Source organism: Parafrankia sp. EUN1f, assembly GCF_000177675.1.
In the GTDB taxonomy this organism is placed as follows: domain Bacteria; phylum Actinomycetota; class Actinomycetes; order Frankiales; family Frankiaceae; genus Parafrankia.
In genome coordinates, this window is the sequence record NZ_ADGX01000039.1 from 12,593 (window position 1) to 24,359 (window position 11,767).

Annotated in this window: 9 protein-coding genes and 2 riboswitches; of the genes, 7 read left to right on the top strand and 2 right to left on the bottom strand. The window is 73.0% G+C overall.

Features of this window, described 5'->3' with window-relative positions; all coding sequences use genetic code 11:
• The first annotated feature begins 578 nt into the window (after window positions 1–578).
• The 4 genes from FREUN1FDRAFT_RS14105 to FREUN1FDRAFT_RS14120 all read left to right on the top strand — a co-directional run bounded on the left by FREUN1FDRAFT_RS14105 (window position 579) and on the right by FREUN1FDRAFT_RS14120 (window position 7,249).
• Complete coding sequence (locus FREUN1FDRAFT_RS14105) at window positions 579–1,553, top strand: MoxR family ATPase (RefSeq protein ID WP_006540751.1); 975 nt, start codon at window positions 579–581, stop codon at window positions 1,551–1,553.
• Complete coding sequence (locus FREUN1FDRAFT_RS14110; protein ID WP_006540752.1) at window positions 1,550–3,178, top strand: DUF58 domain-containing protein; 1,629 nt, start codon at window positions 1,550–1,552, stop codon at window positions 3,176–3,178. The genes FREUN1FDRAFT_RS14105 and FREUN1FDRAFT_RS14110 overlap by 4 nt, the downstream gene beginning before the upstream one ends.
• Window positions 3,179–3,348: 170 nt before the next feature.
• Window positions 3,349–5,871, top strand: coding sequence for a DUF3488 and transglutaminase-like domain-containing protein (locus FREUN1FDRAFT_RS47675; protein WP_006540753.1), 2,523 nt, complete (start codon window positions 3,349–3,351; stop codon window positions 5,869–5,871).
• The gene (locus tag FREUN1FDRAFT_RS14120; RefSeq protein WP_006540754.1) at window positions 5,855–7,249 is read left to right on the top strand and encodes an acyl-CoA thioesterase II; all 1,395 of its coding nucleotides are present in this window, start codon (window positions 5,855–5,857) and stop codon (window positions 7,247–7,249) included. Before FREUN1FDRAFT_RS47675 ends, FREUN1FDRAFT_RS14120 begins: the two co-directional genes overlap by 17 nt.
• Before the next feature lie 36 nt (window positions 7,250–7,285).
• Here the strand turns inward: FREUN1FDRAFT_RS14120 and FREUN1FDRAFT_RS14125 are convergent, their stop codons facing one another.
• Complete coding sequence (locus FREUN1FDRAFT_RS14125) at window positions 7,286–7,963, bottom strand: enoyl-CoA hydratase-related protein (RefSeq protein WP_035951585.1); 678 nt, start codon at window positions 7,961–7,963, stop codon at window positions 7,286–7,288.
• Between the two features lie 345 nt (window positions 7,964–8,308).
• Here FREUN1FDRAFT_RS14125 and FREUN1FDRAFT_RS14130 point away from each other — a divergent pair, with 345 nt between their 5' ends.
• Both FREUN1FDRAFT_RS14130 and FREUN1FDRAFT_RS47400 read left to right on the top strand, forming a co-directional pair.
• Window positions 8,309–8,515 carry a hypothetical protein gene (locus FREUN1FDRAFT_RS14130; protein WP_006540756.1) on the top strand — a complete coding sequence of 69 codons (207 nt, stop codon included), beginning with the start codon at window positions 8,309–8,311 and terminating at the stop codon, window positions 8,513–8,515.
• Between the two features lie 88 nt (window positions 8,516–8,603).
• Window positions 8,604–8,738, top strand: a complete 135-nt coding sequence (locus FREUN1FDRAFT_RS47400; RefSeq protein ID WP_006540758.1) for a hypothetical protein — start codon at window positions 8,604–8,606, stop codon at window positions 8,736–8,738.
• Between the two features lie 42 nt (window positions 8,739–8,780).
• Here the strand turns inward: FREUN1FDRAFT_RS47400 and FREUN1FDRAFT_RS14135 are convergent, their stop codons facing one another.
• The gene (locus FREUN1FDRAFT_RS14135; protein WP_006540759.1) at window positions 8,781–10,343 is read right to left on the bottom strand and encodes a serine/threonine-protein kinase; all 1,563 of its coding nucleotides are present in this window, start codon (window positions 10,341–10,343) and stop codon (window positions 8,781–8,783) included.
• Window positions 10,344–10,776: 433 nt separating this feature from the next.
• Between FREUN1FDRAFT_RS14135 and FREUN1FDRAFT_RS14140 the strand changes: the two genes are divergently transcribed.
• A complete protein-coding gene (locus FREUN1FDRAFT_RS14140; RefSeq protein ID WP_006540760.1) occupies window positions 10,777–10,995 on the top strand; it encodes a hypothetical protein in 219 nt (72 codons plus the stop codon).
• A gap of 527 nt (window positions 10,996–11,522) precedes the next feature.
• Window positions 11,523–11,617, top strand: a riboswitch (glycine riboswitch).
• Between the two features lie 3 nt (window positions 11,618–11,620).
• Window positions 11,621–11,732, top strand: a riboswitch (glycine riboswitch).
• Window positions 11,733–11,767 lie beyond the last annotated feature (35 nt).

The window sequence follows — 11,767 nt, forward strand, 5'->3', positions numbered from 1 at the left end:
AACATCAAGTGGGCATATGTGGTCCGTGTGTCGTGATACGGAAGGGGCCCGCGGCTGCCCCCGCGGGCTCCCGGCCTTCCGTCGTGGTCCGTCGACAGGTCTGACGCGCTACTGCGCCGACTGGTTGCGACCCATCTTGGTCGGAGCGTCACATCTGGCGTCCCGGGGTGATGTCTCGGGCCGGTGGGGTCGCCCCCGGCACGCGTGGGCGGCGTGCCCCTCACCACGGGTTCGACAACATTTTCCGGACCGGGGACAACGAATCGGGAGACTCCGTCGTCTATCGCATCGGAACGGTTCGGCTCCGTGGCAGCGACGCTGCGGTGACGGTCGCCAGCGACACCGCCTGGTGGTGCTGGCCGGCGGTGTCGGTGGGCACTGGCGGCCTGGCCGTGGGAGGCGCGCCGGGGGCCGTTCCGTTTCCGGGCAGCTCCCCCCGCTGCCCGTGGCGGGCCGGCCGGTCGCTCCCCCTCGACCGGCCGGCCCGCCTCTCACGACCCGCGCACCTCGCACACGTCGTACACCTCGCACGATCCACCCGGCTCACACGAAGCCTCACCACACGCGGAGGTTCGTCAATGACGGTCAGCACCGATCGGGCCATCCCGTTCGCGATCGCCTTCGAGGACGTCGTCGCCAACATCGAGCAGGTCATCCGCGGCAAGCGGGCCGCGGTGGAACTAGCCACCATCTGCCTGTTCGCGCAGGGCCACCTCCTGGTGGAGGACGTCCCGGGACTGGGCAAGACCACGCTCGCCCGCAGCCTCGCGGCGTCGGTGAACGCGGGCTGCCACCGAATCCAGTTCACGCCCGACCTGCTGCCCGCCGACATCACCGGCACCAACGTCTTCAACCAGCGGACCAGCGAGTTCAGGTTCCGTCCCGGCCCGGTCTTCGCCGGCGTCGTCATCGGCGACGAGATCAACCGGGCCTCGCCGAAGACCCAGTCCGCCCTGCTTGAGGTGATGGAGGAACGCCACGTCACCGCCGACGGCACCCGCTACCCGGTCCCCGCGCCGTTCATGGTGATCGCCACCCAGAACCCGGTGGACATGGACGGGACGTACGCGCTGCCCGAGGCGCAGCTCGACCGGTTCCTCATGCGGCTGCGCATCGGCTACCCCACGCTGGACGCGGAGCTGGAGATCCTCGAGGGGCGCCAGGTCGGCCGGCGGGTCGAGGACCTCCGACCGGTGCTGCGGGCCGAGGACGTCGTCGCCCACGCCGAGCGGACGCTGGGCGTGCACGTCGCCCCCGAGATGCGGCGCTACATCGTGCGGGTCGTCGCCGCGACGCGGTCCCGCCGCGACGTGGTGCGGCTCGGCGCGAGCCCGCGGGGGAGCGTCGCGTTGCTGCGGGCGGCCCAGGTCCGCGCGGCCTCGACGGGACGTTCCTTCGTCACACCGGACGACGTCGGAGTGCTCGCCGGCCCGCTGCTCGCGCACCGGCTGGTGCTGACCCCCGAGGCCGAGCTGCGTCGGGTCACCGCGGAGGACGTCGTCGCGGAGGTCCTGGACACCGTTCCGTCGCCGCGCCGTCTCGTCGCCACATGAGCGCGGGCACGCGCACCACCCCAGGGCTACCGAAGATCACCCCCGCGGCCTGGGGGCTGCTCGCCGCGTTGGTCGGGCTCGGCGCCGCGGCGTCGCTGCTGCGCTACGTCGAGCTGGTGCTGCTCACCGCCGCGGGTGCGGCGGCGCTGCTGCTGGCCGTGGTGTCGGTGGCTCGACCGCCCCGGGTCGGCGTCGGGCTGCGGCTCACCGCCGAAGCGGTCAGCCGCGGGGAGGAGGCCGCACTGGTGGTCACCGTCGTGAACCACTCGCGGTGGACGGCGCCCCCGTTCACGCTCTGCGTGTCCGCGATACCCGCCGATCCGGGGGCGCCGTCCGGCCCCGGGGCACCGCCTGTTCCGGGGGTGCTGTCCGGTCCGGGGGTGCCGTCTGTTCCGGGGGTGCTGTCCGGGCCGCTGGCGCGGCCGGCTGTCGTGGGCGTCCGTCGGCTTCGCGGCGGTGCCGGCCACGAGGTCGTGCTGCCGCTGGACACGGCTGTCCGGGCGGTCAGCCGGATCGGGCCCTGCTGGGTGGACCGGCGTGATCCGTTCGGTCTGGCGCACCGCCGGCAGTCCCTGGGCGAGGCGGTCACGCTGCGGGTGCGGCCCCGCACGCAGGCGCTGGTCTCGCCCCCGACCGCGCCCGCCCGCGATCCCGACGGCTCCAGCGGCAGCGGAACGGCGGGCGGGCTGATGTTCCACATGCTGCGGGAGTACACCCCCGGAGAGGACCTGCGCCTGGTGCACTGGGCCGCCAGTGCTCGGCTGGGCACGCTCATGGTCCGCACCCATGTGGATCCGAGCGAGCCCGCCTCCACCGTCGTGCTCGACACCCGCCGGTGTGCCTACCCCGCTGGCCCGGTCGGGGCAGCCGTCTTCGAGGACGCGGTCGACGCCGCGGCCTCCGCGGTACTGGCCTGTGCACGCGGTGCCTATGGCGTCCGCCTGGTCACATCGGGCGGTGTGCGGATGACGGGTCGCCGCCGTGCCGCGGACGTTGATTCGCTGCTCGACCAGCTGGCGGCGGTCGCGCCCGACGAGGGCACGAGCCTGGAGGTGCTGCGGACGCTGCGCCGTGGCCCGGTCGGCACGCTCGTTCTGGTCACCGGCGGGATCGGGCGTGACGCGATCACGGCCCTGACGCCGGTCGCGCATGCCTTCGGCCAGGTGATCGTCCTGCGGCTGGGGCCGCGCAGCGAGGCCGTCGCCCGCGCGTGGGGCCGGCGGACCCCGGCAGACCGGGCCCGGCTGCGCCGGCACCGGGCGAAGGGCGAACAGTGGAAGACGTTTGCCGCTGGGACGACCAGAATCCTCCACTCTTCGGACGGGCTGGACCCCTGGGCCTCCCGGGATCGCCGGGGTCCTCGTGGTGAGGTCGAGACGGCTCCACCGGCGGCCGCGCCGAACGCCACCGGATCGGGCCAGGTGCGGGTTCTGCACCTGGCAACCGCCGCCGAGCTGGGGGAGATCTGGCCCCTCTCGCCCCAGACCGCATCGCCCCAGACCACGTCACCCCCGGCCGCGGCCACACCTGCCGGGCCGGAGCCGTCGCCCGGTCGGGCGGTGTCAGGCCCCGTGGCGAGCTCCATGTCAGTAGCCGTCGACGACCGCGGGCTGATCGAGGCATGAAGGACCTGACCGTCTTGCCACCGGCTGTCAGGCCGCCGGCCGGCCCGGCACCAGGTGCTGCGGCGTCGGCTGGTGTGCCGGCTGCAGCCCCGGCCCCGGCTGCGGCCCCGGCCCCGGCTGCGACGTCGGCTGGTGCGGCGTCGACCAGCACGGCGGCGGATGCCGCGCAGATGGAGGAAACGCCGCCGGGTGCCGCGCGCCGCGCGGGCGAGCTGGCGTTCGTCGCGGCCCTGGCGCTCGTCGGCGGGAGCGGCTTCACGCGGCTGTTCCCGGCTCGGGATCTGTGGGTCCCCCTGCCGGTGGCCGCTGTCCTGCCGGTCGTGCTGGTGGCCCTGTTGGGCGGGCCGCGCCGGGGCCGCCGGCCGGCGCCCGCGGTCCTCACCGTGCCGGCCTGGATGGTCGGATTCGTCGTCTGGACCGGCTACACCGTCGCGGCCGAGGCGGGCGGGTTCCTGGCCAGGCTCGAGCTGGTGCGCGCGGGTGTCATCGACGGCTGGGCCCGGCTCCTCGACGTTGCCGCGCCGGCGCCGGCCGACCCCGATCTGCTGATCGTGGCCCTCGCTCCGACCTGGCTCGCGGCGGCGATCGGTGCCGAGCTGACCATCCGAACCCGGGCGGCGCTCCTGCCGGTGCTGCCCGCGGTCGTGACACTGGTGGCCGCGACCGCGTTGGCCCTGCCCGTCCCGGGTGACAACCTCCCCCAGACGGGGGTGCTCGTCGCACTGGCCGCCGGCTACCTCGTGGCGCGGATGCCCCGGTCGGGCGGGTATGGCCTGGTCCGCTCCTCGGCCAGAGGGCTTGTCGCGATCCTGGCGGTCCTGCTCGTCGGGGTTCTGGCCGCGGTGACGGTGACCGGCGGTCGCCTCGGCGATCCGGTCGATCCTCGGGATCATCACTCGACGACACCGGTCGACGTTACCGAGACCAGCCCGCTCGCCGCGCTCAGCGGCTGGACCGCCCACCCCGACGACGTGCTCTTCCGCGCCGCGGTCACCGGGCCGGACCCGGCTGCCCCTGTGATCTTCCGGTTGGCCGTCTTCGACGACTACGACGGTGTGAGCTGGCGCTCCACAGCGCGCTTCGTCGCCGCGGGAGCCGCGATCGTGCCGCCCGCGACGGCGGCGGCGCAGCCGCGGCAGGCCACGTCGGTGCGCCAGGACATCGAGGTCGTGGGCCTGGGCGGAAACCTGCTGCCGGCGAACGGGTTGCCCTTGAGCAGCCCGCCCGGTGTGCGGGTCGACCCGGGCACCGGGATGCTGCGCAGTGACCTCCCGCTGGCCGCCGGCTCGCGCTTCGAGATCACGTCGGTTCCGGAGCCTCGACCCGAGCCGACGCAGATCGCCACCCTGTCGGCTGGCGCCGCCGCGGCTGACCACAACGACCCTGACCTGGCCGTCCCCGCGGACCCGCCGTCGATCCTGCGGTCGATGGCCGAGCTCGCAACCGCCCGGGGGCGGACGCCGTTCGAGCGGGCGGCCCTGCTGGGCACCTATCTGAGCGCGAACTTCGTCTTCGATCCCGAGGTGCCGCCGGGGCATGCGTATGGGCACATCGACCACTTCCTCGGTCATACGCGGCGTGGGACGTCCGAGCAGTTCGCGACCGCCTTCGTCCTGGCCGCGCGTCTGCTCGGGCTGCCGGCCCGGCTGGCGGTCGGGTTCAGCGCTCCAGCTTCAGCTCCCGCGGCCCCGGGCGACGGAGCGGGTGCCGCGGACCAGACCCGCACCGTGCACGGTTCGGACTCGCTGGCCTGGGCGGAGGTGCGCTTCGACGGGGTCGGCTGGCTGCCGTTCTTCCCGACCCCACAGTCCGCCGAGGCAAGGGGCGCGAGCGTGGCCGGATCGAACCAGGGCGAGACGCCCGAACAGGCGGAACTGATCGAGGTCGCGCTGCGCTCCGTGGCCGCGGGTGAGGCGACTCCGGCCACGAAACCCGCGGCTCCCGCGACGGCGGGCGGCGACGGGGGCCCGGACGGGGGGCACTCGGGCCCCTCCGCCGGGACGGGTGCCTGGTGCAAGAACGTGGTCCTCGGCGTCCTCATCCTGGTCGCGCTGGCCGGCCTGTACCTCGCGGTTGCCCTGGTCGCGTCCGGTGTCCGGCGCCGCAGGCTCCGGTTCGCGGCCCAGCGGCGCGAGCGTGTGGTCGGTGCCTGGCAGTGTGCGCTGGAGGCGCTCGCCGATGCCGGGTGCACGGTCCCGGCGGCGGCCAGCCCGGTGCAGGTCGTCCATCTCGGCGGTACCTTCGCCGCCACCGCGCAGGCGGGACCGGCCGTCGAGGCCGCCCTGCGCGGGCTGGCGGATCTGGTGACGATCGCGCTCTTCGCCCCAGGCACAGCCCTGGACTGGGACGGCGCGGCCGGGGCGCGTGCCGCCGAGGAGGCGTGGCGCCAGCTCGACCGGGCCGAGCGGGCGCTGCGCGGCCGTGGGCCGCGCGGGCAGAACCGGCCGCGCGGCCTGCGGAACCCGCGGAACCCGGAGGACCTGCGGACTCGACGGTTCCGTCGGCTCCGTCAGGTCCGCAGGCTTCGCCGCCTGTTGGCGCCGGGGACGGTGTGGTCGCGGCTGCGTGGCCCGCGGGATCACGGGAACCCGCCGGATTCCCCGTACGGGAGCGCGTCGAGCGCGGCGGGTGGCCGCCCCGGCGCGGAGGCCACGGGGGCCGCGGACAGGGACAGCCTTGCCTCGGTGGCGTGACCCCGGGCGTGTCGCCACCGGCGATGTCGCGGATGCCCGCGCCGCCACGGGCGGCACGGGCCTGAGTGGCGGCACTGTCCCGGACGGCGGCACTGTCCCGGACGGCGGCACTGTCCCCGACGGCGGCCCGGGCCTGAGCAGCGGCGCGGTCCCGAGCGGCAGGCCGGGCTCGGACGGCAGGCCGGGTTCGAATGGCAGCCCGGGCTCGAACGCCGGTGCCGTCCCGGATGACCGGCCGACCCTTCCGTACCGGCTGCGGCGGCGTCGGAGCGGGCCCGGTGTGGTCCACTCGGTCGAAGTGACACCCGTCCGGTTCACCGTTGACCGGCTCCGGACGGGGGCCCCGACGGCTGTTCCGCGGCCCAGCCCTCCGTCCAGCCCTCCGCTCGGACCGCCGTCCAGCCCTCCGCTCGGACCGCCGTCCAGCCCTCCGCTCGGACCGCCGTCCAGCCCTCCGCTCGGACCGCTGTCCAGCCCTCCGCTCGGCCCTTCGACCAGGCCGCTTCGGGCGGCGGGGCCGAGGCCACGACCGGGCTTCCTCGAGCTCGCCGCGCTGGAGGACATCGACCGCGACGTCTTTCGCGCCCGGTGGCGCGGCGACGGTGACGAACCCGTCCACACCGGGCTGATCGCGGTGCAGGCGCAGCTCGCCGCCACCCGCACCGTGTCGAGCGGTCAGCCCGTCCACTCGCTGCACGCGCATTTCCCTCGGCCGGCGCAGGGGCGACGCACGATCGTCTATCTCGTCGACCGGGTCCGCGACGGTGGCGGTGCGACCTCCCGGCGGGTCACCGGCGTCCAGGGCGGTGAGGTGGTCTGTGTGATGTCCCTGCTCTTCCGGCCAAACGGGCGGACGGGACATCAGTTGAGGGCTCCGGCCGTCCCGCCGCCCGCGGATCTGGACCGCCCGTCCGAGGCCACCGGCCGGCTGATAGACCTGCGAGTCGTCGCGGATGGTGACGCCCGAGGCGCCGCACGGGCGTCGGTGCGCCCGGTGGCCTGGGTACGGCTGGGCCAGGCGCTCCCGGATGATCCGCCTCTGCACGCCGGCGCGCTCACCTACCTGGCCGATCATGTGACAGCCGCCTTCGCCCGGCAGATGCTGGCGGCCTTCGCCCGAACGCGGCCGAACCCCCACCCCGACTCGCATCCGGGCCCGAACCCGCATCCGGACCCGGGCCGGTCACTCCATCCGGCCAGGATGACCTCGCTCGACCACGCGGTCTGGATCCACCAGCCGTTCCGCGCGGACCAGTGGCTGCTCGTCGTGCGGGACAGCCCGTCCGGTTCCGGCTACCGGACGCTCACCCGGGCGTCCTTCTTCAGCCAGGACGGCCGGCTGGTGGCCTCGTCCACCCAGGACGCCGCACCCGCCTGATCACCGATCACCGATCACCGGGCCGGCGCGATACGGTCAGATCGGTACCTCGACGGCTTGGCCCGCGACCAGCCCGGCGACGGCCGTGGCGTACAGCCTCGACTTGATGGTGCCCAGCGTCGGGCCCGCCTTGCCGGTGAGCGGACGGGCCATCCCGATCGCCGTCGGCAGCACCTTGTCCTGGTCCGCCACGCCGTCGATGATCCCTGCCGCGAGAGCGTCGTCCCCGCCGTACCGGCGGCCGGTCGTCATCGCCTCGTGGGCGGTCCGGATTGGCAGCCGGGAGCGGATCAGGTCGGTGATCCCGCCGCTGAAGGGGATGTCGATGTCGACCTCGGGGAAGCAGAAGTAGCCCCGGTCCACCCGCATGACCTGCTGGTCGTGGGTGAGCGCGAGGGCCGCGCCGGCGCCGAACGCATGCCCGCCGACCGCGGCCACGGTCGGCAGTGGCAGGGTGACGAACCGGGCGAACAGCACCCGCACCGACTGGATGAACGGCTCGATCTCGCCGGGGTTCGCGGTCATCCAGGTGAGGTCGAACCCGTTGCACCAGAACTTGCCGGACGCGGTCGTGACCAGGGCTTTCGGTGCCGGCGCGGCCACCACCTCGTCGAGGGCGAGGTTGATGGCGGCCACCGAATCCGGGTTGAGCCGGTTCTCCCCGTCCCCCAGATCCAGGATGAACACGTCACCATCGCGGTCGAGTCCTGACACGTGCCGCTCCTCGCGCACTCGTTTCCGGCTCCCGGTGGGGATCCCTTGCTGCCGACTATGCCGATCGGGCGGCCGTCATGCGCGACCTGGCGTGTTGTCTCACGCCCCGGCGGGTTCGTCCTGATCCGAGGTACATTCGCGCCGCGCTGTGCCGTCTGACGTCCGGGCATACCGGCGAGGTCGGGGCCGGCAACCACGGGCCTGTATCCCTGGGATATCCCGGCATGTTCCGGTGTTGATGGCTGGCACTTGCCGGCATGTTCTGGTGTCCGTCGGGCAACCCTGCGGTAGGTTCCGCCCAACGCTCCTGCCTGGATGGCGATCCTTGAGGGACGGTGACGGACCGTGACGCAAGCTGCCGATCTCCCGTACCCGGTTCCGGAGCCGCATGAGTGGATCGACGTACCCGACCCCGGCACGCAGCGCGCCTACGACGAGGCCATGGCTGACGTTGCCGCCGGCCGGTCGGTGATCTGCACGTCCGAGGAGGCCCTCGACGCGCTGCTGGCAGAGCTGGCCGCCGACCCACGCACGAACACGAAGGCGAGCTGACGCCTCGCTCCTGCTGAAGATCGGCCGCATCCTCCGCGGCCGTCGTGTCGACGCCCAAATCTGACGACCAGCACCCCAAGGTGACGGCGTGCCCACCTATGAGGCCGCCGCCCGCTTCCTCGCGGACTACCACCGGCTGCGACCGGAACAGCGCGCCGCGTTCCAGACAGATCCGCACATCATCTGGGCCCGGGTCGGCACGCACGACATCTTCCGGGGCTGATCGTCGGGCCCGTCCACCATGGGGCCGCACGAATGGAACCGGTCAGGGGTGCTCGGTGCATCGCTCGACGCCGGGGACGGAGGTGTCCTCGTCGTGGTAGGTCACCGCCGTCGCGGGCAGGTATCCCCATGCGTCTCCGTACCCGTAGCTGTTGTCCGCCGGCACGTCGCCCTGGGTGTACAGCCACCAGGTGCTCTGCCTACCCGTTCCGCCGGTGGGATTCGGCCGCCCCTGGATCTGGCAGACGACCCAGACCGCGTCGCCCTTCCTCATCAGGCCGGTGTCGTCGAGCGGCTCGGTCACACCGGCGCCGATGTTGGCGTAGACCGGTGACTCGACGTCCGTCGGGCACATGTACTGGCTCTTGAAGACGCGATTCTTGTAGTCGCGGATCTCTTCGGATCGCACGCCGCATGTGTCAGCGGGGGTGATCGCGGGTGCTGGCGTGCTCGTGCTCACCGCATCGGTGCCGGTGCCGGTGTTCGTGCCGGTTTCGGGGCTGGTGGGGGCGGTGGGGCTCGTGCCCGCCGTGCTTGCCGGCGGCGCGGTGGAGCTGGTACCGGTCGTGAGCTCGGAGGCGTCATCCTGTTCGCCCTGGTGGGCAAGCTGCAGGGAGAGGGCGACCGCCCCGGCCGTCAGCAGCGCCGCCGAACCGGCCATGGCCGCGACCTGCCACCCGCTCCGGCGCTGGCGCCGCGGCCGAGGGCGCTGTGGCGGTTCGAGTGATGCACCTGTGCTGTCCTCGCCGTCCTCCTCGCCGCGCGGGCCTGTGCCCTGCCAGCCCGCTGAGGGGTAGGGGTCGGCGTGCTCCAGTTCGGCGAGCAGTGAGGTGAGCTCCGCTGTGACCTCATCCAGGCCCGGCCGCTGGTCACGGGTGCGGGCGAGCATGCGGCGAAGGAGATCGCCCAGCGCCGGCGGCGCGTCCGGGCGATCGAGCGGCAGCATCTCGCCGGCCTGGATCCGGGTGAAGATCTCGGTCGGGGTCTTCCCCGGAAAGGGCGTGCGGTCGGTGAGCAGGGCGAAGAGCGTCGCGGCGAGCCCGAACACGTCCGAGGTGCTTTCCGGCTGCTCGCCGAGCAGCACCTCCGGTGCCGCGAAACCGGCGGTGAATGCCGCCGAGAAGGTCGCCGGGTCGAGGCCTTCCGCGACGCTGGCGATGCCGAAGTCGCTGAGGACGGGCTCGCCCGAAGCGCGGAGCAGGATGTTCGCCGGTTTCAGGTCGCGGTGCAGAATGCCGTGCCGGTGTGCGGCATCCAGGGCACGGGTTACCGGAATCGCGAGTGCCAGCACCTCCCGGACGAGCAGGGGGCCCTGGTCGACCACCCGGTCGCGCAGTGTCCCCGCCGGGAAGTACTCCATCGCGATGTACGGCCGGTGGTCGATCGTGGTTCCGGCGTCGAACACGGTGATGATGTTCGGGTTCCCGGTGAGCCGGCCGGTCGCCTTGCATTCCCGGACGAACCGGCGCCGCGCGTCCGGATCGCGCAGGTCGGCATGCATGACCTTCACGGCGACCTGCCGATCGAAGATCTCCTGTTCGGCGAGGTGGACGGTGCTGAAACCACCGTGGCCGAGGTCCCGGAGGAACCGATAACCGCTGATCATCTGGCTTCCGCTCCTCGGGCGCGGCTCATCTCCGGCGACGCTACATCCGGCGATATAGCGCACGTCACACCCAGGTCGCCTGCTATATGCGTGGTATCGGCGGATATCGCTCCTGGTAGGAAACATACCGGTACCGGATGGTTCCGGTGAATCGGGTGGACCCGATACCCGGATCGCTTCCGGAGAGCTGCGTCCCGAGCGTCTGGCTGCCGGCGGACGGCCGGTTGCCAGCGGACGGCCGGTTGCCAGCGGACGGCCGGTTGTCGGTGGGGTCCGGCTGTCGCCGGCAGGGGGCTGGCTGTCGGTGTCCGTTGGGATGACCAGGGTCTGATCCGGGCATGTCGACATCGAGGGCGGGATCCGGGCCGGAAACCACCGGCCGGGTGGATCGTCCGGGGAGCGTGCAACGGCGGCGGATGTCAGGAGGTTGGACATGTCGCACCAGGTCGTAAAGGGTGGACGGCACACGGAGCCAGCCGGGCAGGGCATTTCGGATGACGAGATGGCCCGACAGGTGACGGACCAGACGTCGCACGACCGCCTCGCCAAGACCTTCTTCGAAGGGGAGCGGGGCGGGGCGCGCAGCGACGAGGAGGCCGCGAAGTTCCGCACCGCGCATCCGACGGGCAAGCGCGAGCGCACCAGCGTCTAGTGAGGAGGAGCCGCACCAGCGCCCCGCCCACCCGCTGCTTCTCAGCAAGAAGTGCGGGTTTTGGCTGTTGCAGCAACCGAAATCCGCACTTCTTGCGGGTTGCCAAGGGGCTCCGTGTCCCACTTTCGTCTATGGATGCGAATTGCGGATGCCGCGCGGCGGCGCAGGATCCCCGGGTGGGTCGGCGCGCGGTGGGCATGGGTCGCCGACGCGGCGGGCCACGATCCGGCGGCGGGCCACGATCCGGCGGCGGGCCACGATCCGGCGGCGGGCCCGGTTCGGTTGCTGGGCGGCGCCCGGGGCGCCCGGGGCTTGCGGGCGGTGACGGCGATGTCGCGGCCGGAGACGGTGGCCTCGCGGACCTTGAGCGGGTTTGCAAGATCTTTGGCGGCCGGCGACACGGCCGACTAATCTGTGGGACGCGACCAGCGTCACCGCTCACCCGTGCCACCCGCGTCATCGCTGTCTGCGACCCGGCCACCTGCAACCTGGCCACCGGCAACATCCACAACTGCACATCGCGCCGCTCACACCCGTGCGGGAGAGCTCCGGGGCCAGCCTCGGAGCGCCGAAGGAGCAAGATCTCCCCGCAAACTCTCAGGCTCAAGACCGCCGGGTCAGGCGACTCTGAAAAGCGGACACGAGATTGTGTCCCGCCGACGGTGCAAGTCGGCCGCTGGCGTCCGGGGTGCCCCCTGGGCGTGGTGGCCGGCGAAGCTCTCAGGCTCATGACAGAGGGGGAGGCCCGCCGCGACGCGGGCGGGGGACCACG